Annotated in this window: 26 protein-coding genes and 2 pseudogenes; 8 read left to right on the top strand and 20 right to left on the bottom strand. The window is 36.8% G+C overall.

Annotated features, from left to right (window positions below):
• Positions 1-233: 233 nt before the first annotated feature.
• The 4 genes from ABXZ36_RS13810 to ABXZ36_RS13795 form a co-directional block, all read right to left on the bottom strand.
• A complete protein-coding gene (locus tag ABXZ36_RS13810) occupies positions 234-2,459 on the bottom strand; it encodes a TonB-dependent receptor (protein ID WP_354616268.1) in 2,226 nt (741 codons plus the stop codon).
• A gap of 69 nt (positions 2,460-2,528) precedes the next feature.
• Entirely contained in the window at positions 2,529-3,806 is a 1,278-nt protein-coding gene (locus ABXZ36_RS13805; protein WP_354616267.1) for a tetratricopeptide repeat protein, read from the bottom strand.
• A 94-nt stretch (positions 3,807-3,900) separates the two neighbouring features.
• A complete protein-coding gene (locus tag ABXZ36_RS13800) occupies positions 3,901-4,536 on the bottom strand; it encodes a DUF4331 family protein (protein ID WP_354616266.1) in 636 nt (211 codons plus the stop codon).
• Between the two features lie 29 nt (positions 4,537-4,565).
• Entirely contained in the window at positions 4,566-5,246 is a 681-nt protein-coding gene (locus ABXZ36_RS13795) for a DUF4331 family protein (RefSeq protein ID WP_354616265.1), read from the bottom strand.
• Positions 5,247-5,419: 173 nt separating this feature from the next.
• Here ABXZ36_RS13795 and ABXZ36_RS13790 point away from each other — a divergent pair, with 173 nt between their 5' ends.
• Positions 5,420-6,604, top strand: coding sequence for an LETM1-related biofilm-associated protein (locus tag ABXZ36_RS13790; RefSeq protein ID WP_354616264.1), 1,185 nt, complete (start codon positions 5,420-5,422; stop codon positions 6,602-6,604).
• 94 nt (positions 6,605-6,698) lie between these two features.
• Here the strand turns inward: ABXZ36_RS13790 and ABXZ36_RS13785 are convergent.
• From ABXZ36_RS13785 to ABXZ36_RS13750, 8 genes and pseudogenes are all read right to left on the bottom strand, one after another.
• Positions 6,699-7,453: pseudogene (locus tag ABXZ36_RS13785) on the bottom strand (LytR/AlgR family response regulator transcription factor).
• 53 nt (positions 7,454-7,506) lie between these two features.
• Positions 7,507-7,842, bottom strand: a pseudogene (locus ABXZ36_RS13780) (2TM domain-containing protein).
• Positions 7,843-8,172, bottom strand: coding sequence for a 2TM domain-containing protein (locus tag ABXZ36_RS13775; protein ID WP_354616263.1), 330 nt, complete (start codon positions 8,170-8,172; stop codon positions 7,843-7,845).
• A gap of 197 nt (positions 8,173-8,369) precedes the next feature.
• Positions 8,370-8,507: a 2TM domain-containing protein gene (locus ABXZ36_RS13770; protein WP_354616262.1), complete on the bottom strand. Its 138-nt coding sequence runs from the start codon at positions 8,505-8,507 to the stop codon at positions 8,370-8,372.
• Positions 8,508-8,645: 138 nt separating this feature from the next.
• Positions 8,646-8,849 (bottom strand): 2TM domain-containing protein, encoded by a 204-nt coding sequence (locus tag ABXZ36_RS13765; protein WP_354616261.1) that lies wholly within the window; start codon positions 8,847-8,849, stop codon positions 8,646-8,648.
• A gap of 104 nt (positions 8,850-8,953) precedes the next feature.
• A complete protein-coding gene (locus ABXZ36_RS13760) occupies positions 8,954-9,376 on the bottom strand; it encodes a sensor histidine kinase (RefSeq protein ID WP_354616260.1) in 423 nt (140 codons plus the stop codon).
• On the bottom strand, positions 9,361-9,780 hold the full coding sequence (locus ABXZ36_RS13755; RefSeq protein WP_354616259.1) for a hypothetical protein: 420 nt from the start codon (positions 9,778-9,780) through the stop codon (positions 9,361-9,363). Before ABXZ36_RS13755 ends, ABXZ36_RS13760 begins: the two co-directional genes overlap by 16 nt.
• 247 nt (positions 9,781-10,027) lie before the next feature.
• Positions 10,028-10,219, bottom strand: a complete 192-nt coding sequence (locus ABXZ36_RS13750; RefSeq protein ID WP_354616258.1) for a hypothetical protein — start codon at positions 10,217-10,219, stop codon at positions 10,028-10,030.
• Between the two features lie 237 nt (positions 10,220-10,456).
• On the opposite strand from ABXZ36_RS13750, the gene ABXZ36_RS13745 reads away from it, so the two are divergent.
• From ABXZ36_RS13745 to ABXZ36_RS13730, 4 genes are all read left to right on the top strand, one after another.
• Positions 10,457-11,452, top strand: coding sequence for a DUF1028 domain-containing protein (locus tag ABXZ36_RS13745; protein WP_354616257.1), 996 nt, complete (start codon positions 10,457-10,459; stop codon positions 11,450-11,452).
• Between the two features lie 293 nt (positions 11,453-11,745).
• Positions 11,746-13,308 (top strand): NAD(P)/FAD-dependent oxidoreductase, encoded by a 1,563-nt coding sequence (locus ABXZ36_RS13740; protein WP_354616256.1) that lies wholly within the window; start codon positions 11,746-11,748, stop codon positions 13,306-13,308.
• A gap of 19 nt (positions 13,309-13,327) precedes the next feature.
• Complete coding sequence (rluF, locus tag ABXZ36_RS13735; RefSeq protein ID WP_354616255.1) at positions 13,328-14,062, top strand: 23S rRNA pseudouridine(2604) synthase RluF; 735 nt, start codon at positions 13,328-13,330, stop codon at positions 14,060-14,062.
• Positions 14,063-14,088: 26 nt separating this feature from the next.
• The gene (locus ABXZ36_RS13730) at positions 14,089-14,697 is read left to right on the top strand and encodes an FMN-binding negative transcriptional regulator (RefSeq protein ID WP_354616254.1); all 609 of its coding nucleotides are present in this window, start codon (positions 14,089-14,091) and stop codon (positions 14,695-14,697) included.
• A gap of 21 nt (positions 14,698-14,718) precedes the next feature.
• Here ABXZ36_RS13730 and ABXZ36_RS13725 read toward each other — a convergent pair whose 3' ends face one another.
• From ABXZ36_RS13725 to ABXZ36_RS13715, 3 genes are all read right to left on the bottom strand, one after another.
• Complete coding sequence (locus ABXZ36_RS13725; protein ID WP_354616253.1) at positions 14,719-16,437, bottom strand: PorP/SprF family type IX secretion system membrane protein; 1,719 nt, start codon at positions 16,435-16,437, stop codon at positions 14,719-14,721.
• A 417-nt stretch (positions 16,438-16,854) separates the two neighbouring features.
• Positions 16,855-17,907 (bottom strand): NAD(P)-dependent alcohol dehydrogenase, encoded by a 1,053-nt coding sequence (locus tag ABXZ36_RS13720; protein WP_354616252.1) that lies wholly within the window; start codon positions 17,905-17,907, stop codon positions 16,855-16,857.
• 193 nt (positions 17,908-18,100) lie between these two features.
• Positions 18,101-18,580, bottom strand: a complete 480-nt coding sequence (locus tag ABXZ36_RS13715) for a Dps family protein (protein ID WP_354616289.1) — start codon at positions 18,578-18,580, stop codon at positions 18,101-18,103.
• A gap of 100 nt (positions 18,581-18,680) precedes the next feature.
• Here ABXZ36_RS13715 and ABXZ36_RS13710 point away from each other — a divergent pair, with 100 nt between their 5' ends.
• Positions 18,681-19,622: a LysR substrate-binding domain-containing protein gene (locus tag ABXZ36_RS13710; RefSeq protein WP_354616251.1), complete on the top strand. Its 942-nt coding sequence runs from the start codon at positions 18,681-18,683 to the stop codon at positions 19,620-19,622.
• Positions 19,623-19,787: 165 nt separating this feature from the next.
• Here the strand turns inward: ABXZ36_RS13710 and ABXZ36_RS13705 are convergent, their stop codons facing one another.
• Positions 19,788-19,985: a hypothetical protein gene (locus ABXZ36_RS13705; protein WP_354616250.1), complete on the bottom strand. Its 198-nt coding sequence runs from the start codon at positions 19,983-19,985 to the stop codon at positions 19,788-19,790.
• Between the two features lie 97 nt (positions 19,986-20,082).
• Between ABXZ36_RS13705 and ABXZ36_RS13700 the strand changes: the two genes are divergently transcribed.
• A complete protein-coding gene (locus ABXZ36_RS13700; protein ID WP_354616249.1) occupies positions 20,083-21,402 on the top strand; it encodes a D-alanyl-D-alanine carboxypeptidase/D-alanyl-D-alanine-endopeptidase in 1,320 nt (439 codons plus the stop codon).
• Here the strand turns inward: ABXZ36_RS13700 and ABXZ36_RS13695 are convergent.
• Positions 21,371-21,898 (bottom strand): peptide-methionine (S)-S-oxide reductase, encoded by a 528-nt coding sequence (locus ABXZ36_RS13695; RefSeq protein WP_354616248.1) that lies wholly within the window; start codon positions 21,896-21,898, stop codon positions 21,371-21,373. The two genes, ABXZ36_RS13700 and ABXZ36_RS13695, sit on opposite strands and share 32 nt — an antisense overlap.
• 249 nt (positions 21,899-22,147) lie before the next feature.
• On the opposite strand from ABXZ36_RS13695, the gene ABXZ36_RS13690 reads away from it, so the two are divergent.
• Positions 22,148-24,217, top strand: a complete 2,070-nt coding sequence (locus ABXZ36_RS13690) for a M13 family metallopeptidase (protein ID WP_354616247.1) — start codon at positions 22,148-22,150, stop codon at positions 24,215-24,217.
• Between the two features lie 119 nt (positions 24,218-24,336).
• On the opposite strand, the gene ABXZ36_RS13685 is transcribed toward ABXZ36_RS13690, so the two are convergent.
• The 3 genes from ABXZ36_RS13685 to ABXZ36_RS13675 all read right to left on the bottom strand — a co-directional run bounded on the left by ABXZ36_RS13685 (position 24,337) and on the right by ABXZ36_RS13675 (position 26,491).
• Positions 24,337-24,921 carry an NUDIX domain-containing protein gene (locus tag ABXZ36_RS13685; protein WP_354616246.1) on the bottom strand — a complete coding sequence of 195 codons (585 nt, stop codon included), beginning with the start codon at positions 24,919-24,921 and terminating at the stop codon, positions 24,337-24,339.
• 43 nt (positions 24,922-24,964) lie between these two features.
• Positions 24,965-25,618 (bottom strand): DUF2461 domain-containing protein, encoded by a 654-nt coding sequence (locus ABXZ36_RS13680; protein ID WP_354616245.1) that lies wholly within the window; start codon positions 25,616-25,618, stop codon positions 24,965-24,967.
• A 72-nt stretch (positions 25,619-25,690) separates the two neighbouring features.
• A complete protein-coding gene (locus tag ABXZ36_RS13675; protein ID WP_354616244.1) occupies positions 25,691-26,491 on the bottom strand; it encodes a TIGR00266 family protein in 801 nt (266 codons plus the stop codon).
• Positions 26,492-26,539 lie beyond the last annotated feature (48 nt).

The following is a 26,539-nucleotide window of genomic DNA, read 5'->3' as shown; positions in this document are numbered from 1 at the left end:
ATAAATCCAAAGTATAAAAAGAAAGTAGTCCATAGTGTAATTTTTTGGGTTCATATTATTTAATTGGGCCATTGCCCGTTCTTCCTATTTTGAATACTTACGAATAATAGATAGTAGAAGTTTTACCTTTTATCTATTATATTCACCGTTTGCCAAAAAAAAACACCGCAACATAAATGTCGAGGTGTCCACCTAAAAACCACTAAGCAACCACACTGCTTAGTGCCTTAACATTAAAATGTATAGCTCAGACTCCCTTTTATAAAAAAAGGGGTTCCGGGAGTAAAGTGAATCTCCTCAACTGGTGTATTTTCATTTTGCAACCTAGATTCAGTGGCAAACTGTGTCTCGTTCCATTCTGTATCAAAAAGGTTTTCTATGGATAATCCCAAGGATAAGTTCTTGGTCATTAAATAATTGGCATTGATATCTGTAACTGCGTACCCCCTTGCTATGATGGAGTTATCTTCATTGGCGGGTCTATCGTCCAAATAACGAAAACGAAGACCTCCGGATAGCCGTCCCAAGTTAACAATACTCAATCCCCCAACCAGGGTAAAGTCGGGCGCCAGGGGAATGTAATCCATTCCTTTTGGGTCTTCTAAACTTCTTGCATGGGTTAATGTTGCATCTGTATTGAAAAATAACCAATCCGTAAATTGATACCTAAGACCTAAATCTAACCCTAATCGTTCTGTTTTACCACTTGGCTCAACAATACCTGCATCTCCTACGTATACAAATTCCTGCTCTAAATAAAGGTACCAAGCCGTGGCATTTAATAATAGGTTACTGGTAGGCCTCCAAATAGTCCCCAAGTCAGAACCATAAGCAGCAGGCAATATAGAATTCCCATTTTGTGCAACTACAACTCGTGTATCATTAGAGTGAAAGCCAATGCCCGATTTCAGGAAAAACTGAAGATCATTGGAACTGGTATAAGCAATATTCAATTTTGGTGAAATCTTAGTTTTGTTCACCGATTGGTTCTCGTAATTTTCTTGAAGCTTATCTACATAATTAAAACTGAAATCATCTATCCTTAGTGCGGGTGCCACCATCCATTTATTCCATTTAAATTCAAGATTGGCAAATCCGAATACGTTAGTTTCCCTAACATCTCCTAACTGAATGTTTTGAAGGGTTGTTTTTCTATTCAAAGTACGTGACAATTCATTATCCTCAATATCATCTGTCCTGAAGCCAGCTCCTACTCTTAATAAAACTGGAGTATCCATGAAATCCAGCGTCTTATTTAATTCTGTATTAAGTCCAAAAATAGCTCGCTCTTCTTTTTGCCTAATCTGGTCTCCATTTATCGGATCTTCAAGAAAAAAAGTAAAGTTGGAATACAATAGAAATTTGTAATTGGAATAAAAGGCATTCGCCTTTATAAAGGAATCTTCGTCTAAGACTTGTTTTAAGGAAACATTGAAATTAGTACGCTCTGTTGAACCTCCTTCCGTATCATCTATAGCACCAAATCTTGAAATACTACCATCATCTACGGCACGTTGTGGTATTTGTCCCGAAGCATCCCAAGTACTTGTAAAATGTGAAGCTGATAAAGAAAATAGCCCATTATTACTTAATTTTGAGGTATATTTTCCAAAAATATTAACTCTTGAGAAATTTTGTGGCGATTCAAAAGGACCGTCAAACCTTATAAATTCTGTGGCCACATAGGCCGAATTAGTGTCATCTGCTACTAAATTAAACATACCCAACGTTCTGTTCCACCCAAAATCTCCAAATTCAAATTGCACGGTACTCTTTTTTAAACGCTGCTTGGTGCCAAAATCTACGTAAGCTGCAGTTCCAAAATTTCCATGATCAGCATAATAAGGACCTTTTCCAAAATCTATGTTATCCAAAGTTTCAGGGATTACAAAATGTAAATCAGCATAACCTTGTCCATGCGCATGTGATACCATATTTACAGGCATCCCGTCTACCGCTATAGCTATATCTGTTCCATGGTCTATATCAAATCCCCTTAAGAACAACTGTTCCGCTTTACCACCGCCAGCATGCTGGCCAATGATTAGACCAGGTACTTTTTGTAACAAGTCTTGAGAAGATTTCACTGGGGCGGTCTTTAAATCAATTTCCGATACTACATTAATCCCGTTGACATTAGGCCTAATAATTACTTCTTCTAATTGATAAAGATCTTCCCTTAATATTAAGGTCACTGGGGTATTAGAATCATCAGAACTAAGAATGTATTCTAATTTTTTAAATCCTAGTGCACCTACATAAATAGTGTCACCCGGATAAGAATTTTGTAATTTAAAATATCCCACCTCGTTGCTATGGGTATGCATATCCCTATCAACATTTAAAATATAGGCACCTTCCACTGCATCCTTATTTTCATCAACAAGCTTTCCTTGGATGAGCTGACAAAATAAATTTTGCCCAAAAAGTAGCTTTAGAAAAAGAATAAAATGTTTCATTATAGACAATTTTTTGCAGGGCCCGTAATGCGATTAGGACCGTTCCATTAAAAATAAAAATGAAGGATTTTAGAGTTTTGTTATTCTACTAGCCATATCTGGTCCCAATTCATAGGCTGCCCCAGATAATTCTTTCTTAAGTTCCACTACCTTGGACATCCTGCCATTGGCCTTGTAGATTTCCGCCGCATGGTAAAGAATATTGGGTTCAAAAGTTTTGCCTTCTATGTAATCCTCGACCACTTGTAGTGCTTTATCCTTTTTCCCAATTTTTAAATAACCGTAAGCTAATAAATCATAGGAGTGTGGGGTAGGCCTGTTTTCTACCTCTTTCTCTGCAATCATTAGTGCCTTTTCATATTGCCCAGTCTGTTCTAAATATAATGAAGCATTATAGGCGTTGTACATATCTCCGTAAGATGGGTTTTGCATGGCCATGTAATACTTGTCCAAATTTGCAAGGGACTCTAGCTCGTTTTTCTGAAAAGCTGCAATCTCTGATTTCAACAGATAATAATCTGGAGCGCTATAATTCTTTGTAACAGAATCTAGGATGCGTAAGGCTTCCTCTGGATTTTTTTCATGGGAAAATACGATCCAAGCAATTCCCTTTTTAGCGTAGGCGCTTCTAGGATCTAATTGCAAGGATTTCAAATAATAGTCATAAGACTCCTTTATTTTTCCTGCATGTCCATAATAATCGGCAATATTGGTATAAGACCAAAGCATTAAAGCACTATTCTTGGAATTTTCTGCTTTCTGCTTTGCCATTTCCATAAATCGTATGGTAGTATCCAAATCCCCTTTATAATCGTTCCATTTTGCGGCTCGGATCAAGTAGCCAAATTGGGACATATTTTTAATACTATCGAGATATTGTTCGGCTTTGGAATAGTTTCCCAATTCCATATGGATATCAAAAAGTAAGCTTTGAGTATCTTCTACTCCACTACCCCATTTTCTTGCATCTTCTGCCAAGGTCAACGCTTCCCTAAATCTATGCTGAGAAATATAATTTCTAGCAAGAGCCCTCTCATATCCTGCTTTTCCAATAGCGGCGATTTCTACAGCCTTCTCCAAGGCCTGTTCTGCCTTTTTTAAATACGTAATGTCACCTGTATTTTGAAAATAACGATTGTATTCTCCTGCAACAATGCCAAAACTGGTCAATTGCATACTATCAGGTTTAATTTTAGAGTTCCATAGCTCATAATATTTGGATGTGGTCCTTGATGGGCTGGAGACTAAAAATTTATTGTAATCTTTTTGATTCGTTACTTGTGCTTGCTCTGAGTTTTGACAAGAGAACAATATTAACAGCGGTACGAATAGGAATAGATATTTCATAATCAATGTTTTTAGGTGTATTGAAATTGTAATCTTTTAAAATAAGGGAGGATACAAATATCCTCCCCTACTCTCCTTTTCATAGTTAATAATCCTAGTTAGGTGTTCCCAAGTAAGGGAATGAGGTAGACAAAGTAGCTGTTAAGCTAGCCCCATCAGAAACTAAAATTGGTAAGTTTCTACCATCACCTAATGGCTGTCCATTAAAACGATCACCCGTTTCTCCTCCAAAAAGAAGGATCAAAGAAATATCGATAATATCATCCTCTAAATTACGTCCTGTTAACACTTGGGTACCGTTGAAATATGAGGTTGGCATGTTTGGTGCTACATCTAATGCATCACTTGCTAGTACTGTGGTTAGCGTAGTAGCATCCAATCCTAAAATATTAGGTTCGTAATTAATATCCTCACGAGGAAATCCTAACAAATCAGCATACACATCATGGTACTGCTCTAGTCTTGCTTCAAATCCCACTTGGAATTTTCCCATTTCAGAAGGAATAGTTACGTTAAACTCATCTTTAACACTAGCTTGACCCATCATGTCAAAACTAAGAACGGTATTGATACCAGGTCTTCCCATATGGTCCGCTTGTGAATACGTACCAGAGAAATCTGTTGCCATTGGGGCAGGCTCAGTGTTCATATCGTCATCATTGCTACAAGAAGCCAAAGCCGCTAAAGCCAAAACCGATAAGAAAGTTATTTTTATATTATATAGTTTCATAATTGTATTTCTTTTTAAAATTATTGTTGTTATTGTTTTACGTTTGTAGTAACCCAAGTCTTGTAAACTGGTGTTCCCAATGCATTTGTAGCCGTTGTAGTTCCTAATACACTATTAGGTATTTCTACTACAATAGACATAGTATTGGCATTTGCAAAGGTGTTTTCTGCTTCAGCAGAAGTCTTAAACCCACCTGGGGCCATTCCACCAATAACCGCATTGAATTGGAAAAAGTCAAAGAAGAAAGCGTCCTGTCTTGGTCCTGCAAATAGCTTTACTCCGTTTGAAGTAGTTTCTGTAATTGCAGAGGCACCAGATATTTCAACATCACCTAGTGGAGAGTTAACCAACACTTGACTGTCCAATCCTGTTTGTCCTGGAGCAACTGGTCCAAAGAAATACATTCTACCATCTCTTGGAATGGCTTGGATTACTCTATCCTCTACCAAATCCCCGTCTGTATCAATATTAATTTCAACTAATACATTTTCATCGAATTCCCCATAAGGCAACTCGGGTAATACACTAGATTGCACATCAACTACAAATACTGTGTTGTTAGAACCTGGAGTAGGTTCAAATCCGTAAAAATCTGCAATATCCGCAGTGGTACCTCTAGTAGAAGGTGCGTCAATGTGGTCGGCAGACACTAAAATAATACTAGCAACCGCTAATACTGCTAGCCCTAAATAAATTTTTGTTTTTTTCATTACTCTATGTTTTTAGATTTTGTTACTGCCTTACCTACGCAACCTAGTTTGGGAGGGTTTGGTTTTAATATGTTAAATATTTGTTAAGGAAGATTTATTGATACTATATATTAAGAAACCAAAAATTATAAAGTCGCATATTTTCCGTTAATTTGACTCTCAAAAAAAAAATAATGAACCCCTCTTCATCCGGTTGGATAGATAAGTTTGGATCTCTAGTAAAGAATAAACCCCATCTTTACCATAATTTCGATGAACTATATGGTGATTTAAAGACCTGTGGATTCATTTATGGAATAAACATATCCGTTCCTAAGTTCATAGCGGCAGAGCATCATCTTACCGAAGATGAAAATGCAAAAGTAAATCTGCTTACAGCACTTTACTTCACGTATGTTTTTGAAATCAAAAAACCAGACTTCAAGGAATTTCTAGAATCAATATTTAAGTACTACCAACTTTTGGAAGTAAGCCAGATCTCCTTTCTGAATAAAATTTTGACAGGAAAAAAGACCTCTTCCCAATTGGAAAAATTGATCGATTCTCGAGTTTACTTGGAGGATAATATGATTAGTAAGACCTTTAATAGTATCATAACAAACTCACTCCTATTTATAGACACCCTTACCTTTAAAAGATATTTACAAGGAGAAGTAGATGTTAAAAAGCACGCACAAGATTTAGAACATATCACTATAAACCTCACTTATCACACCTTAAATTCGAAAGAAAAAAATAAAAATGATGAACGACTGGCGCAATTATTTGCCTCATCGCTTTCGTTTATTGACGGACAAAAAGACAACTTTGATGGCTCTTATAGGGATCGACTTAACAGTCAGTTTTCAGTACAGGAAAATCAATATTTTTTAGACGTTTCCTGCCTTACAGTTTGGGAAGATTTCTCACTTGAATACAAGGAATCTATTTTCATTTATGGCATCGGAAAAGACCTTGGATTTGATTATGGAAATATTGCAGAATCCTTGGAAGATGTCACCACTTTTTTTCAGTTAAATGCCAACATAATTCCTCATTTAAAGGACCATAACTTGGCCGTGCAATTTTATGAAAGCATGTCTAAAATTGTTAATAAATTAATCCTTAGAAACAGCAAAAGGTTACTTAAAGAACTGTCGGAAAGCAAAGAATTAGTAGCTCTGTTGTCTAAGTCAACCATGCGAGATTTAACACCTGAGGAAAAGAAAAAAGTACAGGGGCAGCTCATAGATATATGCAAAAGCATCCCTTCCCTTGCTATCTTTATACTCCCAGGAGGGGCGGTTTTATTACCCATTTTTATTAAATTAATCCCTAAACTTTTACCTTCTGCTTTTGATGAGAATAGGGTAGATTAGATACCCTAAATGTCTCTTTTACGCTACTATAAGGATTTTCTATAGCTGAAACAATAAGTAATTAATATATTGTATTCCAATTAATTAATAACTATTACTCTAACCAATACTTGAAATCCTTTACCCGTTCCCTACTAACAATGATTTCTTGTTCAGAAAACCGATATAACTTAATTTGAAGTCTAGAATTCGTATAGGATATTATATCTTTAATGTGATTGATATTGATATAGAATTTTCTGCTTACCCTGAAAAATTTTTGAGACTCCAACTCATCATTAAGATTATCTAAGGTGGTGTCCAATAAATAATTTCTTCCATCCGAAGTGGCGGCATAGGTGCCCTTGTTTTCACTGTAAAAAAATTCTATTTCCTCTGCATTTATAATTTTTAAATGTTGTCCGACATTCACGGTAAACCTCTTTTTATTTTCCCGTTCAATTGGGTTTACCAATAACTTTTTATGTCCTCAAAATCAATGACAATTGGCTGCTTTTTAGAACGTAATGAATTGTACTTTTTCAGGGCACTTTCCAACTCTACATCATCAATAGGTTTTAACAAATAATCTATGCTATTTAATTTAAAAGCCTAGAGGGCATATTCATCATAGGCAGTGGTAAAAATAATAGCACTATGCACCTCATCTTCATCAAAAATCTCAAAGGAAAGTCCGTCTGAAAGTTGAATATCTAAAAAGATCAAATCGGGGTGGGAATTGTTTTTGAACCATAAAATAGATTCCTCAACAGAATGCAACATTACGGTTACCTCAATATTTAAATCGGACAACAATCTACCCAATCTTCGTGCCGCAGGTTTTTCATCTTCAATGATAATGGTATTCATTTATAAAGGTCTATGGTTGGTTAAAATTGGTTTTATGATTTAAAGATACTATTTCACATTCCTTGATTTTGGTTTTCAATAATTTTCTTTAATTGCCTTTCCTCCCACCTTTTTAAAAACGGCAACCTCCATTGAAAAACACAAAAGGCATGGGCAATTAAAAAGGAGCCCCAGATTATAGGAGTCAGGAAAACGTTCCAATCAACCCAAATTATGATTTCCTTATTCGTTGTTTCTTAAAAAATAGAATTCTTCGAGTAGAAGTAAACAATAAATAGCATGGTATTAACTCTGAAATAGGCCGTTAGATGAGTGTAAAAGCTTTTAAGTTGATCCAATCGCTTCTTTGCTTTTTGAAAATTAGTAGAGTTAGTCAAGGCAGTTTTCATCTACAGATATTTTTTAGATTCATTTTCTTCTTTCTCCATGTACTTTTTAATTTGACGTTCCTCCCAATCTTTTCCAAAAAAGGGATTAAAGGAAAATACTTTGATGGCATGGAAGGCAAGACCAATTCCCCAAAAGAACCAAATTGCAAATGTCCCAAATTCTAAAAAGCCCTGTTCAAAGGTTTCGCCGTTGTACATATTTCTGATCACCTTATTCACGGAAATGAAGCTATTGATGACTATATACACTGTCAAATGAATATAAAATTCCTTTAGTTCCTTAATCCGATGTAGGGCTCTTTCCTTTTTAATTAAATTATTATTTTCCATTTCTTGATTATTTTATCTTGTTCAATACTATATTATTCCCATTTTCTTTGATTTTCCTCATCTTGCATAAACTTCTTTATTTTTCGTTGTTCCCGATTTTTACCAAAAAGTAAATTAAACTGAAACACCTTCAAAGCTTAAAAAAATAGACCAATGCCCAATCCAAAAGCCGCCCATAAAAATTAGGGATAACTCCATTAATTGGTATAATAGTTAACGATAGCCAAAAAGGATATGAATACCGCGTAAGAGGTTAGGTTGGAATAAAATTTCTTTATTTCCGCAACGCGTTCCTTTGCTCTTAGGTACTTATTCTCTCTGTCTAATGATTCCATGAGTATTGTTTTTAGTTTTTATTAGGTTTCTTTATATATAAAAAATTCTTGAGGGCGACCCTAGTAAATAATCATTACCCAACTGCATTTTTCTTTTACTGAATCGTATTTCTATCCCCCAATACAATACATTGGGCACTAAAAATTATCATCCTCCATATATTCCCTCATTTTACACTCCTCCCAACTTTTTCCAAATATAGGATTGTATCCATAGGCCTCCATGCCATTTGCTACTACCCCAAAACCCCAACCCAAAGCAGGAAAAATAACCCAAGGAAAGCTGGTGGTCCTATAATTGATATAGGCCAAAAAGGGTATAACGATGCAATAGGAAACCAAGTTTCCATAATTGAAATTTGTTTTTCCAGCATCGGGAGTTGTGCGCTAAATTCCGATGTTGTCTTGTTAATAATTACTTTTTTATCTGTCAAGATTTGATATCGCTATTGTATGTTATGCAACCCTACCCCTCTGCTTTTCTTAACCACTTGCTTTTCCTGAAGATTGTTGCTAACACATAACATCCCATAACGTTCGAAAACCTTTATGGTTAATGGCCTATTTGAAGTTACTACATTGTGCTTTACCGCATTCTCCAGTAAAAGTTGCAAGGATAAGGGCACTATTTTCACGTCAGGACTATTGCTATGATCGGGAATATGAAAAATAATACTGCCCTCAAATCTCATTTTTAACAATCTTACATAGGTCCTGGTGAATTCCAATTCCTCATCTACACTAACCAGATCCTTATTTTTTTGCTCCAGAACATATCTATATACCTTGGAAAGTGAGGTGGTGAATTTTTGCGCCTGCACTGGATCTTCTTCTATTAGGCTCGTTAATACGTTTAAACTATTGAACAAAAATGGGGGTCTAATTGATTCTTAAGTGCATCGAACTTTGCAGAGGCAGTACCTGCAATGATTTTTTGTTCCTTTACGTTATTCTCTTGACGATATTTATAATAGAAAAACGCGCAAAAAATCAAGGTCGAAAGCAAGGCAATCAAAAAAGCAACATAATAGAAGCTCCCGTTTTCAGCGGCTAGAAAGGAGGAAATTGGCATATTGCCAAATCCAACATTTGCTACTATCCTCACTAATAATATTGCTACTATGGATATTACAATATTACTGCAGAACCCAATGACCATATTCCTCAAGGTAAAGACTCCTGATCCGCGTTTTTTACTGAAATAGTTCCAAATATAGGCATTGGCCAAATAGATGGTTACGGCATAAAGAAGAGTATTAAAATAACCTTTCATTAAAAAACACGGAGGTGCCCCTCACATAATAGCTTATCAAAATAATGATGAAGATGGCGTTTCCTATGATGAACCCTTTTCCCAACTCTTTAAAAAATTTAAGCATGATTTTTTTCTTTTTATGTGACGCTTATTTAAAGTTCCTTTACACTATCCTGTCTGCCCTTAGTTTAAAGTTAGCAAAAAGATTGAAGAAGTATTCTACCTACTATAATCCAATTTAAAGCTCAAGTTACCTTAGCCCTAATTATGAATTGTACCCCTTACTCGAAAACTCTCTGTTTATAAAACATGAGTTTGTATCATTACTGCTACTATAAACCCCTGCAACAAGTATCTTCTTTGTTTCGTCTTTTTCTTTAGGCCCTCCTTGTCCTTCTTGGACCATGGTCACCATACTAACAATGAAGGTCGCTAAGATTAATGCTAATTTTTGCATGAATTTTAGACTTAAATGATTTCCCAACAAAACTCTAACAAATGCGCAAAGAGCAAAAAAAAGAAAGACCGAATTGTGCTATAGTGAGGATGTATTGTATTTATTTACTAAGTCCTTCTTCTAACGTTTCCTATAATATAAAAAGGCTGTACCATTTTTTTGTAGTCTGTTAATAATAGTTTGTATCCTTTTACAATCTAGCTTAGATTTACATTTATGAATCTAAATCTATTTTTTATGAAGTCTAGCGTATCCCGTTTAGTCATTAGTCTATTGTGTATTTTACTTTTTCAACAGGCTTCGTCACAAAGTGTCTATAAAAATGAATTTGCACACACCTTCTCTATTGTGGCAAGAGATGCTACTACCGGTGATATGGCTGTAGGAGTTCAAAGCCATTGGTTTTCTGTGGGTACATCGGTTTCTTGGGGCCAATCAGGCGTGGGGGTTGTTGCTACCCAGTCCTTTACCAACCCTGCATATGGCCAAAATGGCATTCAGTTAATGAAGGAGGGACAAAATGCCGACGAGGCATTGAAGGTTCTTGTGGCCCAAGATGAAGGTAGGGACTTTAGACAAGTAGCTTTCTTGGATACCAATGGTAAGGCCTCTGCCTTTACAGGAGAAAAATGTATTGCTTCTGCACATCATATGGTGGGGGATAATTTCGCCGTACAGGCCAATATGATGTTAAATGATGAGGTAGTTCCTGCCATGGCGAAGGCTTTTGAAGAAAATAGTGAGTTGCCACTTGCAGAAAGGGTAGTTAAGGTTCTTTTGGCTGCCCAAGCGGCTGGAGGTGACATCAGAGGAAAACAATCTGCAGCTATCTTGGTGGTCGGCGCCAAGGCCGTAGAACATCCCTGGGAGGATAAAAAGGTAGATTTACGCGTAGATGACCATTCTAAGCCATTACAAGAGTTAGGACGACTCTTAGAGGTTCATAGGGCATACGAATACATGAACCAAGGAGATTTAGCTGTAGAAAGAAACGACATGGACGCTGCCCTAGTAGCCTACGGAACTGCCGAAAATTTATTTCCGGATAATTTAGAAATGAAATATTGGAAAGCAATCGCCTTAGCCAACAATAATAGGCTCAAAGAATCTCTTCCTATCTTCAAAATAGTTTTTGAAAAGGATACTAATTGGAGAGAACTTACAAAGCGTTTACCAAAATCAGGACTTTTAAATCTTACCTCAGCAGAGTTGCTAATGGTGCTTGAACAATAATACAACTGTAATTATTAAAGAACCACAGAAGTATGGAAACAAAAAAGAGGATGTACCCCTACATCCTCTTTTTTTTAAAGCTAGTTCGTTCTTATCGAAGAAACTAAGTTCTAACCTGCTTATGATACCGCCAAGGTAATCTTTCTAACCACTACCCCTGTACTCATTTGCTTAAATAAATAATCGATACATATAAAAGCGCCTCCTTCTTAATTAAAACCTGTTTAAAATCAAATATCAAACCCTCGCTATTTTCATCTTCTTTATTATAAGAATTACCTTAATTTTGCACCATGGTGAAAACAATTCAGCTACGGATAAGTATCGAGGAAGAAACGATAGAGGGTATCTTGAAAAAGAAACTCTCAGACCTTCTACATGTCGATGAAAATGAGATTACTGGTATAGAAATTATAAGGAAGTCCATCGATGCTCGCAAACCCCAAATCTATTTTAATTATAAGGTAGCTGTTTACATCCAAGAAGCTTTGCCCAAAAATTCCGGATATTCTTTTGAATATAAAGATGTATCAAAAGCCAAGGAAATACATATTATTGGTTTTGGCCCGGCGGGCATGTATGCTGCTCTAAGGTGCATAGAGCTAGGCTATAAGCCCATAGTCATTGAACGTGGAAAAAAGGTTAGGGAGAGAAGACGGGACCTTAGGGCAATTAACCAACAACATACGGTTGATGAGGATTCTAATTATTGTTTTGGTGAAGGCGGAGCCGGCACTTATTCCGATGGCAAGTTGTATACCAGAAGTCTTAAGAGAGGAGATGTAAGAAGAATATTTGAGAATCTTGTTTACCATGGGGCCACAGAACAGATTCTGATAGATGCACACCCCCATATAGGCACCAATAAACTTCCTAAAATTGTTGAAAATATAAGAGAGACCATTTTAGAATACGGGGGAGAGATTCATTTTGAAAGTCGGGTAGTAGATTTTATCATTAAAAACAACACCCTTAGAGCCCTTATTTTACAGAATGGCACAGAAATGAATGTAAATTCTGTGATATTGGCAACCGGCCATTCAGCACGGGATATTTATTATTTATTACACAATAAAGATGTAGCCCTTCAGGCGAAATCATTTGCAATGGGAGTAAGAGTGGAACATCCACAGCATATCATAGACAGTATCCAATATCATTGTGAAGGGGAACGGAATGAATTGTTGCCAGCAGCAGCGTATAGCCTAGTACAGCAGGTAAAGGAAAGAGGGGTGTATTCTTTTTGTATGTGCCCAGGCGGTTTTATTGTTCCGGCTGCAACGGCAGATGGAGAAGTGGTCGTTAACGGTATGTCTCCTTCAAAAAGGAACAACCTCTATGCAAATTCTGGAATAGTAGTTGAAATTAATGTGGAGCAAGATATCCCCACATACAACCATTTTGGTGCCCTTAAAGGTTTGGAATATCAAAAAGACCTAGAAAAATTAGCCTATACTTCTGGAGGAAGAAGTCAGGTTGCTCCTGCTCAAAGATTAACAGATTTTGTTGAAGGTAAGCTTTCTGTTACCTTGAATGATACCTCCTATCAACCAGGATTAAAATCGGCCCCCTTACATTCCCTATTGCCTAAACTTATAGGAAGTAGGCTTAGAACAGGATTCAAAGCATTTGGAGACAAAATGCACGGTTACTATACCGCAGAGGCTAATATAATTGGTGTAGAATCTAGAACCTCTTCTCCTGTGAATATTCCAAGAAATGAACACTTGGAACATCCTCAAATCAAAGGTCTGTTTCCTTGTGGTGAAGGTGGAGGCTATGCCGGCGGTATCGTTTCCGCTGCTATGGATGGAGAAAGGTGCGCTGAAGCCGCTGTAAAAGGAATTTTGAATTGAATGAAAAGAAAAGCGACTGATGGAAGAAGCCCAATCAACACGAATAAATAAATACTTAAGTGAGGTAGGATATTGCTCCAGAAGGGCAGCAGATAAACTTATTGAGCAAGGAAAAGTCACCATAAATGGAACGGTGCCCGAAATGGGAACAAAAATCGTACCTGGTGATGAAGTCCGCGTAAACGGTGAGCTTATCACAGAACCTAAGGAAAAACAAGTGTATATAGCCTTTAATAAGCCTATAGGGATTGTTTGTACCACAGATACAGGTGTAGAAAAAGATAATATTATTGATTATATAGGATATCCAAAGCGCATTTTTCCAATTGGCAGGTTAGATAAACCTAGCGAGGGCCTCATTTTACTGACAAGTGATGGGGATATTGTCAATAAAATATTACGGGCTAGGAACAATCACGAAAAAGAATATATTGTTACTGTTAATAAACCCGTTACTCGAGATTTTGTCCAAAAAATGAGTGCGGGGATCCCAATTTTGGATACAGTTACCAGAAAATGCCATGTAGAAGAGATAGGCAGAAATGTTTTTAAAATAGTACTTACCCAAGGCCTAAACAGACAAATTAGAAGAATGTGTGAATATTTGGGATACAGGGTGGTAAAATTAAAACGGGTGCGAATAATGAACATCAGTTTGGATATGCCTGTAGGTAAGTGGCGATATCTTACGACACAGGAACTGAACGGCATTAACGAGTTGGTGGCCGCCTCTTCCAAAACACATCACGATTAGCTCAATCCAAATATTAACATAACGCCATGTACATTCCTGCACATTATAAAAATGAAAACTTAGACGAAGTAAGGGAGTTTATAAAACAAAACAGTTTTGGGATTTTGGTCAACCAAGTAAACGACAGACCATGGGCCAGCCATATTCCTTTGGAATTGGATGTTGATAAACATGGGCAGGAGGTACTATTAGGTCACATCTCAAGAGCTAATTTTCAATTGGAAGATTTTAGGAAAGAACAAGAAGTACTATGTATTTTTAATGGGCCCCATAGCTATATCTCATCCTCTTGGTACAAAGAAGAGGAAGTGCCCACTTGGAACTATATCGCTGTTCACATCTATGGAAGACTAGAGCTATTGGATGAAGAGGCTGTATTGGCATCCCTTCATAAGCTGGTCGACAAATATGAACGAGATTCAGCCGATCCAATATCAATTCCTAATTTGTCTCCAAGTACGATGAGACAAATTGAAGGTATCATAGGTTTTCAAATAGTAATTAAAGATATCCAAGCCGCTTATAAATTATCCCAAGGCCGTAAAGAAGATCATCCCAACATCATCTATGAATTAAAAAATAAGGGTTGTCCAGGGTCAAATACCATTGCCGACCTCATGGGTCCAAAGAAATAATATAAAAGCATTACATCTTTCTTAATCCTCTGAAAATTCCAAGGTAGCCATCCCTGAATAACGGGAATTATCAATATCCATGATCCATATTTCCTTACCATAATTGCCATTTAATTTGGAAACATAAGCCTCTCGAGCCGCTGCGCTATCATCGAAATGTGCCAAGTACACATAGTTCAATCCGTTTTCAGGATTTCTAAAATGGTTTACATTTAAACCCTCTGCCCGTAATTCCTTGACGAAATTTTCCATATAGACCTTATTTCCAAAAACATTGGCCACTATATAGTGCCCTTGATCTATCCCCGGAATTTTTCCATATTTACGGGTGATGATGTCTTCAGGATGATTGTATTCAGGTCTCTCCCTAACCTTCGTATTATAAACCTCAATAGTATTGGAAACTACTTGGATATCATCCGTGTTGGGGTCGGTCACTATATGATCCACCAATTCTGTATTGTAAGGCGAACTTTTATCATTATTTACAAAATACACCTTTTTAGCAGTTTCCTCTAGGTCTGGTCGGGCTCCTTTAGTTTCCCGTTTAACGATGCGCATTACCATTTCAAAACGACGTTCCAAGTCCCTTTCCCTATTGGATTCCAAAGAATCCAGTCTAAATTGAAGTTGTTGAAGCAGGGCATAGTTTTCCCCGCTATTTCTATCAAAATTATCCATATCCTTAACCAAAGGGTGTTCTTTTTCTGTAGGGTTTTCATTAACTACAAATGATTCATAGCTGTCATCATCTAAATTCACCATATCCTCGGTAAGTTTAGGTGTAAATGAAAGGGCTACGGATACTTCATGGGTAACCCCAAGGTTTTCATTACCGTTAGACAACCCTTTTTCAAAATTATACCCCAAAGATAATCTGCGACTTAAATTAAAACCTGTGCCAGCAGAAACCCCATAAAAACTGTCATACCCGCCCTGCAACCATCCCACTTTGGGAAGATCTAAGATTATCCCACCACCATATTCAACAGTTTCCTGCCCCTTAAACCTTAGCCTAGCCAAGGGCAAAAGTCTACCGTTTTCGAAAATTCCATTCTTGTTGTTGAGGCCGTGGGTATATTGAAGGTGTGTAGAGAAGGTCTTTTCAGTGAAATTAGTAAGAGACTTTCCCGTTTTTAGATTAAAATCAAACAAATTTTCTGCAAAAACACCAATATCAAATTTTCCCATAGCCAAATTCATCCCCGGTTGAAAAGCCAAAATGGAGCTCTCATTTAAACCGTCCAAAAAAGGATCCTCCTCTCTTGTAACAATTTTGCTTTGGTCTACATTGCTGCGATAATAAGGAATGTTCACGCCAAAGGAGAAAACACTGTTCGCTCCCAAACGAACTCCGTAAGCATAGTTGGCCAAGATACCTATATTGGTAACCACCCCCTCGGTTTGATTGTAAAGGCTAAGCCCCAAACCGGTGCGGTCGTTGATTCTTCCACTATAACTTAAAAAGTAATTTTGTGAATTGTTTTCATAATAAGCCGACTGGCTTCGATGAAAAAAATTGATGTAGGATTTATCCTCCCTGACAGTAGAAAAAGTAGGGTTGATCAAAAACCTATTGAACTTAAGCAAATTTTGAAAAGGCACATCGTAATTCAGGTAAGGATTTTCCTCTTGTGCATTCAAAGAAAATGACAATGGAAGTAGCATTAAAAATAAAAATAGAGCGGGCAATAGGTTCACCTTTGATAAAAAGCAATAGTCTTTTTTCGGGGTTTTCATGGCACAAGTATTTTATGCACATAAAATCAGTTCCTTTAGTGTGGTTCATCATATCTTTTAGCAAAAATATGAGGGCTTGAATTCTATTTTTTAGGAAGTAATTTTACGACATAGGTTATTAGTATTTGAGATTTGGGTTATAGTGAAGATATACATTATTGGTTAAAACGATTGAATTTTTCGATGAACTACATTCTGAAAGAAATCTATATTCTAAATTATTACGCGGTTATAACAAAAGACTTCTCGCTTATATCTCCCTGAAGACGCATATTCCCGAAAATAAAAAATATTATTTTTTTTTGGTTTTTGGGTACAAAACAAAAACTTAGTCCTAATATGTACCATAATCATTAAAATAAAAAGGCCATCAGGTAGAACTGATGGCCTTTTACGAATTCAATACTAAAATATTAATTAACTCTTTTTCAAAGATTTCATATCTATGACAAACCGATATTTTACATCAGATTTAACCAAGCGGTCAAAGGCCTCATTGATGTTTTGTATGTCTATCATTTCAATATCGGATACCACATTGTGTTCTCCACAGAAATCCAACATTTCTTGGGTTTCTTTGATACCACCTATTAAGGATCCTGCAATACGCTTACGTCCCATGATCAAGCTGCCTCCATGTAATGGATCCAATGGCTCAATAGCTCCTACCAATACCATTGTAGCGTCTCTTTTTAATAAATTGGCATAGGGATTCATATCGTGTCCAACGGGAATCGTATTCAAAAGGAAATCGAAAGAACCAACATGCTTTTTCATCTGTTCTTCATCCTTCGATATCAGAACTTCGTCTGCTCCCAGTCTTTTAGCATCACCACTTTTTGAAGGAGAGGTTGTTATCATCACAACATGAGCCCCCATTGCATGAGCAAATTTAATTCCCATGTGTCCAAGACCACCAAGTCCTATTACCCCTACTTTATCTCCTTTCTTAACATTCCAATGCTTAAGTGGAGAATACGTCGTAATACCTGCGCACAATAATGGTGCTGCCGCTCTCGGATCTAAATTTTTAGGTACACTCAACACAAATTCCTTATCAACAACCACTTGCTCAGAATATCCCCCAAAGGTCCGCCCGCCCAAATGTTTATCAGAACCATTGTACGTAAAAGTAGCCCCATTTTCGCAGAATTGCTCCATGTCATCCTTACAAGCACTACATTTTTGGCAAGAATCTACCATACATCCTACCCCTACCAGCTGACCAACTTTGAATTTAGTAACGTTGGCTCCTACCTCCGTTACACGGCCTATAATTTCATGACCAGGAACTACCGGATAAACAGAATTTTTCCAATCGTTTCTTATTTGGTGTAGATCACTATGACAAACGCCACAAAATTCAATATCTATTTTCACATCATTGGCAGTGATATCTCTTCTGTCCAATTTAAATGGCACCATTTCCGAGTTGGATGTCTTCGCTGCGTATGCTTTTACTTCTGTCATATAACTTTTTTTTATTTACATTTAATTTACAAAAAATGAGTGCGAATATCCTTAATCTTGGCCGTTTAACTTGACTTTAACGCCTCGTATTATATCGCTCAAGCGTCTTTAAAAAAGGAATTATGCTCTTCTATAGTCGAAGGAAATAAAAAAGCTTACCAATTGGCAAGCTTTAATTTTCATTATAATGGCCTTATATAGCTTCGTCTAACCAAGCTTTCATCATCCATAAAATTTTCTCTTGTTCTGTAATAAAATCACTCATCATGGAATTTGTTCCTTCATCATTCGCATCATCCGAAGCAGTTAAGATTTTACGCTCTATCACTAAAAGTTCCTTTAATGAATCTACCACCAACCGTATAGCAGCCTCATCCTCACTAATATTTTTACCTACAGGAACTTTGGAATTGGAAATATAATCCTCAAAGGTATGAAGAGGTACTCCTCCCAAGGTCAATATCCTCTCGGCAACCAAATCTACCTTCAAATTGGCATCTGTGTACAATTCCTCAAACTTTACGTGAAGGTCAAAAAAACGTTTCCCCTTAATATTCCAGTGTATACCCCTTAAGTTTTGATAATACCTCTGAAAGTTAGCCAATAAAAGATTTAAATCATTGCTCAATGTTTTTGATTTGTTGGCATCTAGCCCGATACTGTTTAATTTCATCATTGTCAATTTTAGTACCATAAAGATAAGAAATAAAAGCTGCCTCATCGAATAGGTTTTATCGATAGTTTTTATAATTTTATAACTTAAAATTATTGCTATGACCATCACCCAATTGCAGTACGTTTTGGCAGTAGCCGAATACCGAAATTTCACTCTCGCAGCAGAAAAAAGTTTTGTTACCCAACCTACCTTGAGTATGCAGGTTCAAAAATTAGAGGATGAATTGGACATATTGATTTTTGATCGAAGTAAAAAACCAATATCTGTTACCGAAGTGGGTCAAAAGATTGTGGCCCAAGCAAAGAACATTGTCAATGAAGCCAATCGGATCAAAGATATTGTGGATCAAGAAAAAGGGTTTATTGGTGGTGAGTATACCCTGGGTATCATTCCTACCATTATGCCTACCCTACTCCCTATGTTCCTTAAAACCTTTATAAAAAAATATCCAAAGGTCAATCTAATTATAAAGGAACAGAATACAGATGGACTAATCCGAAATATCCAAGACGGACATTTGGATGCCGCCATTGCGGCCACTCCACTGGAAGTAGAATTCATTAAAGAGCGTCCCTTGTATTACGAACCTTTCGTGGGTTATGTGCCTCCAAGCAATAAACTTCACAAATTAGAAACGCTAAACCCTGAAGATTTAGACATTAACGAAGTACTCCTACTAAAAGACGGTCATTGTTTTAGGGATGGAATCATTAATCTCTGTAAGTCAGCCAAAAGTTTCGAAGATGAGCATTTTCAATTACAAAGTGGTAGTTTTGAGACCTTAGTGAATTTATCCAATGAAGGCCTAGGTATGACACTTTTGCCTTATCTGAATACATTGGAATTGGATGATAAGAAAAAGAAAAATCTGAGGTATTTCAATAGTCCCTCACCAGCTAGAGAAGTAAGTTTAATTTATCACAAAAGTGAATTGAAAATTCAGATCACAGAAGCCATTAGAGAGGTAATAGCGAGTGTTGTTAGGGGAGCCATTACTTTTCAGGATGTAAAAATAATTAGTCCCATAACAAAAAAATAATCACAATCCCCTTTTTGGTGACTGGGTTAAACTAAGGTCAAGATAGAGGTGAAGTATTCACCTGTCCAAAATTCAATCTTTCCTTACAAGGACTCTTATCTAGGAAAAATTGCTTTATGAACATCCAATAAATAAAAAAGTCACTTGATCAAGTGGCTTTTTTATTTATGGTTGAATGTAAATTAAACATTGTTTTAGTTCTGGTTTGTCGTTAATAAATTGTCTTAACCAAAGTTTTAATTCCTCTACCTCTATCGGTAGTAATCTAGAAATAGCTTTTTCCAACTCCTTACAAAATAACATTGAGTCGAAACTAACTTTTTGAAGAACAGTTTTGGTGTACTCCAGCATAGATTTAGCCATATTTCAAAGTTTTTATTTAGGTCACTGTCGCTAATTTAACGAAATAAGAGGGAAAAAATTGTATTATATTCGTTAAAAGTTAAATAATCTCCTAGTAATGGAGAAAATTATCATATCCAAAAACCTGTATGCGCACCCACTTTCTATGAATAGAATAATTCTAATTTTTTCATTATCCCTAGTATTAGCCGGCTGTTCCGCCTCTAGACAAAGAAGACTGCATAAAAATATAGTAACTATTATCAATAGCAGACAATTTAAAAATCAATTTACCGGTTATATCGTTTTTGACCCAATAACTAAGGACACTATATCTAATTATAATTCAGAAAAATACTTTCTTCCTGCTAGTAACACCAAAATCTTTACTCTTTATACAGCTCTTCAATTATTGGCTGATCGAATTCCAAGTATCAAATATATTTCTCAAAACGATACCCTCTACGTTGAGGGTACAGGTGATCCTTCTGCCCTTCATCCATTTTTTAAGGACAGTACCCTATTACATTTTTTAAAAAAGGCAAAGAATATTGCCCTTCATCTTAATAATTTTGATGGAAATAGTTTTGGTCCAGGGTGGGCTTGGGAAGATTATGACCATTACTACGCCCCAGAGAGAAACTCCTTACCACTTTACGGAAATGTAACTTTTATAAGTAATATAGATTCTCTCAGGATAATTCCATCCTATTTTAAGGACAGCATTGTTTTCTCAACAGCTGCAAAAAAAAGAAAATTGCATCAAAATGTTTTTTATTTTGATTCCCTGAGAAAAGACACTTTAGAGGTGCCAATTATTACATATGCCAACCTTACCAAGGAACTACTAGAAACTGCAACACACAAGAAGATTGAACTTGTTTCGGAGATGCCTGCTGGCAAAAAGGAAGTTTTATACGGCATACTTTCAGACTCCCTATACAAGAGAATGATGTACGAAAGTGACAACTTTATAGCGGAGCAACTTTTAATTGTTTCATCTTCCACTCTAAATGACACTATAAATAGCACAATAGCCAGAGATCATATCCTAGTTAATCAATTGTCTAACCTCAGACAACCTCCAAGGTGGGTAGACGGTTCTGGACTATCCCGCTATAATCTATTCACCCCAGAATCTATGATGATTGTTCTCCAAAAGATGTATGCAGAACTACCAAAAGACAGGCTCTTTAGTCTCTTTCCTGCGGGAGGAAAAAAAGGGACACTAATTGACTTATTCAAGGGAAATCCAAAACCCTATGTTTTTGCCAAATCAGGATCAATGGGCAATACGTATTGCTTAAGCGGCTATTTGCTAACCAATTCTGGAAAAACATTGATATTTAGCTTTATGAATAATCACTACCGACAATCTACAAACAACATAAAAAAGGAAATGACTTCTATTTTTGAGCTGTTAAGGGATACCTACTGAGCTTCTCTTTATCAATGAGATTCGAAAAATCATTACTTATTTTATTCAATTTGGGCGTGATATACCTCTCACAAAAGGGCTTTTCAGGGTTAGAATAGTAGTAATTCTTAAATTGTTCCTCAGAGGGTTTAAAATCAGTATGTAGCAATACCTGTGTGATCAAGGGATCAACAAAATCATTTTGTAAGGATCGTAAGATGTTTTTAACCTCATTTATTTCACTCGTATCAAAGACATAAACAGCCGACCTGTATTTGGTTCGTGAGGAATGGTCCTTAGTACTCTTATGCGTATGTAGGTGTATGGCAATAAGTTTTTTTAGGGATATATGATCCTCTTGATGGGAAACGATGACGGCCTCAGAAAACGATGAAGCGGATTCTGTTGCTGCTATGAAACCTTGCTCTACCTTCTGTACACCCTTAAGTGATAAAAAAATTGCTTCCGTACACCAGTGACAGCCGCCGCCAAATGCAATCTTGCGAATTGTATCCATAACTAACTAGTCGTAAAAAGTTCTAGAAGTTATCATTTCCAATAGAATTATTCTATAAAAAGAACGGTTCTTCCTCCATATTTTGGCTTTGTGGGTATGTGGAAGACGTATTTATCGGTAATCTTGAAAATACCCAGAATAAAACAATTAAAACTTGTAACTTATTACCTTGAAATAACACCAATATATTTCATAAATAAAGTCGCTAGTTTAGCACGTATTTAAAATTAAAAAATAAACTCGAAACAAATGAAAATTAATGTTTTAAAAATGGGATGTATTGTTGCCCTAGGGTCTATGTTTATTAGTTCTTGTGGTGATAAGGAAAAAACAAAAGCAGATGCCGATGATGGGCCACACGGGATCATTTTGGCAAACATGGACACTACGGTAAGTCCAAAAACCGACTTTTACAATTACGTCAATGGTTCTTGGATGAAGACTACTGAAATCCCAGATGACCAAACCACTTGGGGTGGATTCACTGTCTTGAGAAAGTCTACAGATGCGGATGTGCTAAAGATAATAGCGAATGCCAAACAAAGCGATAAATATGCTCCAAGTACGGATCAAGCTAAAGCTATTATGATTTTTGAATCAGAATTGGATACCGTTGCAAGAGACAAAGCAGGTATTGAGCCTTTGAAACCAGCACTGGATAAAATAGAAAATATCAAAACTATTTCCGATTTACAAAAGGTGATAACAGAAAATGCAAGTACCATCTCCCAACCATTTATGGGGATTGCAGCTTTTTCAAATCCCAATAACAGTGCTATGAATTCTGCATATATTGTTCCTGGAGGTTTAGGTTTGCCAGATAGGGATTATTATACCAATACAGATGCTAAGTCAATTGAAATAAGACAACAATATGTTGATCATATTACAAGAATGCTCCAATTTTTAGGAGATAATGAAGAAGCGGCAAGAAAGCAGGCAGAAACTATTCTTGCCTTTGAAACCAAATTGGCCATTCCAAGACTGGACAAGGTTGCCAGTAGGGATTTCAGAAACTTTAATAATCCAAGAACACTAGTGCAATTACAAAAAATGGTGCCAGCCATTTCTTGGAAACAAGCGTTTAAAGACTTGGGAGTGTCAAAAGAATTGGATACCGTAATGGTTATGCAGCCTGCCTACATGGAATTCCTTCAAAAAACGTTTTCGAAAGGAAGTATAGAAGAAATGAAAACGGTGATGCGATGGTCTACCTTAAACGATGCTGCTGGAATGCTCACCACTGAATTAGAAAAAGCAAATTGGGATTTTTACAATAAGACCCTTTATGGTAGCAAAAAGCAAAAACCCGCAGACGAAAGAGCCCTATCCACAGTAAATGGTAGTGTTGGTGAGGCTCTGGGGAAATTGTATGTTGATGAAAAATTTCCAGCAGAAGCAAAGGCGAAAGCAGAAAAAATGATAGCCAATATCATTGATGCTTATAAAGATCGGATAAATAATTTGGAATGGATGGGCGACTCTACCAAGCTGAAAGCCATAGAAAAACTCGATAAATTTACCGTGAAAATAGGATATCCAGATAAGTGGAAGGACTATTCTTCCATGGCAGTAAACCCAAGAAATACCTATTATGACAATATGGTGGCCGTGGCAGCATGGGGATTAAAAGATAATTTGGATAAAATTGACAAGCCAGTTGACCGAACTGAATGGGGAATGTCACCACAAACCGTGAATGCCTATTTCAATCCCTTTAATAACGAAATTGTCTTTCCCGCAGCTATTTTACAACCACCCTTTTATGACTATAAAGCAGATGATGCAGTCAATTACGGCGGAATCGGTGCAGTTATAGGTCATGAAATATCCCATGCCTTTGATGATAGCGGTTCCAGGTTTGATGCCAATGGGAACCTTGTGAACTGGTGGAGCGACTCTGACCTTGAAAATTTCACTGAACGGGGTAATGCCTTGGCAGCACAATACGATAATGTAGAAGTATTGGATAGTGTCTATATAAACGGGAAATTTACTTTAGGCGAAAATATTGGGGACCTTGGTGGTGTACTTGCCGCCTATGATGGTTTGGAGAACGACTTTAAAAAGAACGGAAGACCAGAAAATATTGATGGTTTCACTGCAGAACAGCGTTTCTTCATGAGTTGGGCTACGGTATGGCGTACACTTCAACGGGAGGAAGCTCTTCGGACACAAGTTAAAACAGATCCTCATTCCCCAGCGCGTTATAGGGCAACGGAGCCTCTTAAAAATGTGGATGCGTTCTACACTGCTTTTGATATCAAAGAGGGCGATTTAATGTATGTTGCTCCTGAAAAAAGAGTGCGTATTTGGTAAAAATGATTTTTTTAACAAATAAAAGAAGGAGCCCATGGGCTCCTTCTTTTATTTAAATTTTATATTCTGATTTTTATAAATGATCCTATTTTATAGATCCATTGGACCACAAAATAATCCTATCCAAATAACCCGATTACCTTTGCATATTGAAGCAGCATGATGGTTTTGGCATCCTTGATGTTTCCTTGGAGCACCAAATCCATTGCCTCATCAAAAGCGTATTCCAAAATTTCTATATTCTCCGTTTCATGGGCAGCACCCCCGCCTTCCCCTACCTTCATTTGATCATCGTACTGACCGATAAAGAAATGAAGAATCTCTGATACTGAACCTGGTGACATATAAGATTCGAAAACTTTTTTCACATCATTAACGCGGTATCCTGTTTCTTCCTCTACTTCCTTTTTAATACAGTCTTCTGGATGATCCCCATCTAAAAGTCCAGCACAAACCTCTATCATCATCCCTGTAGGGTTTCCATTCACATATGTAGGCATCCTGAACTGCTTGGTTAATATGACCGTTCCTTTTGCCCTATTATAAAGCAAAATAGCGGCACCATTACCGCGATCATAAACTTCCCTTACCTGTTTTTCCCAAGTACCATTTTCCTTCTGGTATTCAAAAGTGAATTTATTAAGGGTGTACCAATGATCCGATAATAGTTCTTCTTTAATATTTTTAACCGTGCCGTTCTTCAATTGTCAAAGGTTTTTAAGGGTACCAACTATGAGTGCTTTTAGTTTAAACTGTTACTGTTTTGTTCAAATAGCGCCTAAAGGGTGACATTTCCTTGTAGACCTGTACTACTGTTTCTTTAAAATTATCTTGCAGAATCTCTCGTTCTGTTAAAGGACTCATAACAGCAAAGGTTTTGTTTTTAAGCAAGTCCAAATGAGCATGGTCATTGCTAAAGCCTTTGGGCGCCATTTTTAATTTCTGGTCCAGCACCAATCCGCCAAAAGTGTCCTGAAAAGATTTTTTTTGGAGAATCTTTTTGAGCTCTTCCCCGTTGTAATCAATACCATCCCTAATACTTTGTAACGATTTAGGATCTGGTCGCCAAAATCCACCAGCCAACATGGATTCGTTAATGCCTATCTGTATGTAAAAATCCGCTGTATTTGGTGCTTTGTCCAATCCTGCACCAAAATGATCTTTATACACAGGTTTATTAGGATGAAACATAAGATTATTATTGATCCGATTTATTCCCTTCTTACCTGGCGTAGAATAATACGACTTGTCTATTGCCTCCAAGGTGTGATTTAGATCGTCTAGCCAAGAAATATAAGAATCTCTAACATCGTGGTAACGCCTCCTATTGGCATCCATCCATTCCTTGGAGTTGTTTCTCTCCAAATCGCGCAGAAAATCGAATAGTATTTTAAAATTCATAACGTGTATTATAGCTATTTGGAAAGTTAAACGTGGCGTATATTTTCCCTAAGGAAAGAAGTTATTGGTTACTCAAAATCTATTATCACCATCCAATATATTACCTATACCACCAAGAATACTACCTTCACCCCTATCTTTACCACCACCTTTTGGTGCTGCTGCCCATACCCTATTGGCCAACCTACTAAAAGGTAAAGATTGGATAAACACCGTTCCTGGGCCTTTTAAGGTAGCATAAAACAGTCCTTCCCCACCAAAAACCGTGTTCTTGATTCCACCAATGAATTCAATATCGTAATCAACGTCCTTTGTAAAACCAATAATACATCCCGTATCTACCTTCAAAATTTCTCCTACTCCCAATACTTTTTTAGCTGTTGTACCTCCCGCATGTACAAATGCCAAACCATCTCCTTCCAGTTTCTCCATTATAAAACCTTCACCTCCAAATAGGCCTCTACCGAGCTTTTTAGAAAATTCAATTCCAATGGATACCCCTTTTGCAGCGCATAAAAAGGCATCCTTCTGACAAATAAAGCGGCCCCCAAATTCTGTGAGGTCTATAGGAATGATCTTGCCAGGGTAAGGCGATGCAAAGCTTACCTTTTTTTTACCATATCCATTATTTAAGAAGGCAGTCATGAACAAACTTTCCCCTGTTAATAGCCTCTTTCCGGCAGAAAAAAGTTTTCCTAAGACACCGTTATCCTGATTGGATCCGTCCCCAAAAATAGTGTCCATTTTAATATCAGAATCCATCATCATAAAACTTCCGGCTTCTGCTACCACAGCTTCCTGTGGATCCAATTCTATTTCCACATATTGCATTTCTTCCCCAAAAATCTGGTAATCAATTTCGTGTGCATTCATTTTTCAGTACATTTCTAGTATTGGTAATAAGTTGTAAAAAAAACGATA

Origin of the sequence: Sediminicola arcticus, from assembly GCF_040566695.1 — a bacterium.
Lineage (GTDB): Bacteria > Bacteroidota > Bacteroidia > Flavobacteriales > Flavobacteriaceae > Sediminicola > Sediminicola arcticus.
Note: the sequence above shows the minus strand (reverse complement) of the source record. Positions and strands in the feature narration are given on the sequence as shown.

Excerpts from the sequence above, each read along its gene's own strand:
- ABXZ36_RS13810 (WP_354616268.1), bottom strand. The coding sequence starts at position 2,459 with ATGAAACATTTTATTCTTTTTCTAAAGCTACTTTTTGGGCAAAATTTA.
- ABXZ36_RS13805 (WP_354616267.1), bottom strand. The coding sequence starts at position 3,806 with ATGAAATATCTATTCCTATTCGTACCGCTGTTAATATTGTTCTCTTGT.
- ABXZ36_RS13800 (WP_354616266.1), bottom strand. The coding sequence starts at position 4,536 with ATGAAACTATATAATATAAAAATAACTTTCTTATCGGTTTTGGCTTTA.
- ABXZ36_RS13795 (WP_354616265.1), bottom strand. The coding sequence starts at position 5,246 with ATGAAAAAAACAAAAATTTATTTAGGGCTAGCAGTATTAGCGGTTGCT.
- ABXZ36_RS13790 (WP_354616264.1), top strand. The coding sequence starts at position 5,420 with ATGAACCCCTCTTCATCCGGTTGGATAGATAAGTTTGGATCTCTAGTA.
- ABXZ36_RS13775 (WP_354616263.1), bottom strand. The coding sequence starts at position 8,172 with ATGGAAAATAATAATTTAATTAAAAAGGAAAGAGCCCTACATCGGATT.
- ABXZ36_RS13770 (WP_354616262.1), bottom strand. The coding sequence starts at position 8,507 with ATGGAATCATTAGACAGAGAGAATAAGTACCTAAGAGCAAAGGAACGC.
- ABXZ36_RS13755 (WP_354616259.1), bottom strand. The coding sequence starts at position 9,780 with ATGAAAGGTTATTTTAATACTCTTCTTTATGCCGTAACCATCTATTTG.
- ABXZ36_RS13750 (WP_354616258.1), bottom strand. The coding sequence starts at position 10,219 with ATGCAAAAATTAGCATTAATCTTAGCGACCTTCATTGTTAGTATGGTG.
- ABXZ36_RS13745 (WP_354616257.1), top strand. The coding sequence starts at position 10,457 with ATGAAGTCTAGCGTATCCCGTTTAGTCATTAGTCTATTGTGTATTTTA.
- ABXZ36_RS13740 (WP_354616256.1), top strand. The coding sequence starts at position 11,746 with ATGGTGAAAACAATTCAGCTACGGATAAGTATCGAGGAAGAAACGATA.
- rluF (WP_354616255.1), top strand. The coding sequence starts at position 13,328 with ATGGAAGAAGCCCAATCAACACGAATAAATAAATACTTAAGTGAGGTA.
- ABXZ36_RS13730 (WP_354616254.1), top strand. The coding sequence starts at position 14,089 with ATGTACATTCCTGCACATTATAAAAATGAAAACTTAGACGAAGTAAGG.
- ABXZ36_RS13725 (WP_354616253.1), bottom strand. The coding sequence starts at position 16,437 with ATGAAAACCCCGAAAAAAGACTATTGCTTTTTATCAAAGGTGAACCTA.
- ABXZ36_RS13720 (WP_354616252.1), bottom strand. The coding sequence starts at position 17,907 with ATGACAGAAGTAAAAGCATACGCAGCGAAGACATCCAACTCGGAAATG.
- ABXZ36_RS13715 (WP_354616289.1), bottom strand. The coding sequence starts at position 18,580 with ATGAAATTAAACAGTATCGGGCTAGATGCCAACAAATCAAAAACATTG.
- ABXZ36_RS13710 (WP_354616251.1), top strand. The coding sequence starts at position 18,681 with ATGACCATCACCCAATTGCAGTACGTTTTGGCAGTAGCCGAATACCGA.
- ABXZ36_RS13705 (WP_354616250.1), bottom strand. The coding sequence starts at position 19,985 with ATGGCTAAATCTATGCTGGAGTACACCAAAACTGTTCTTCAAAAAGTT.
- ABXZ36_RS13700 (WP_354616249.1), top strand. The coding sequence starts at position 20,083 with ATGGAGAAAATTATCATATCCAAAAACCTGTATGCGCACCCACTTTCT.
- ABXZ36_RS13695 (WP_354616248.1), bottom strand. The coding sequence starts at position 21,898 with ATGGATACAATTCGCAAGATTGCATTTGGCGGCGGCTGTCACTGGTGT.
- ABXZ36_RS13690 (WP_354616247.1), top strand. The coding sequence starts at position 22,148 with ATGAAAATTAATGTTTTAAAAATGGGATGTATTGTTGCCCTAGGGTCT.
- ABXZ36_RS13680 (WP_354616245.1), bottom strand. The coding sequence starts at position 25,618 with ATGAATTTTAAAATACTATTCGATTTTCTGCGCGATTTGGAGAGAAAC.
- ABXZ36_RS13675 (WP_354616244.1), bottom strand. The coding sequence starts at position 26,491 with ATGAATGCACACGAAATTGATTACCAGATTTTTGGGGAAGAAATGCAA.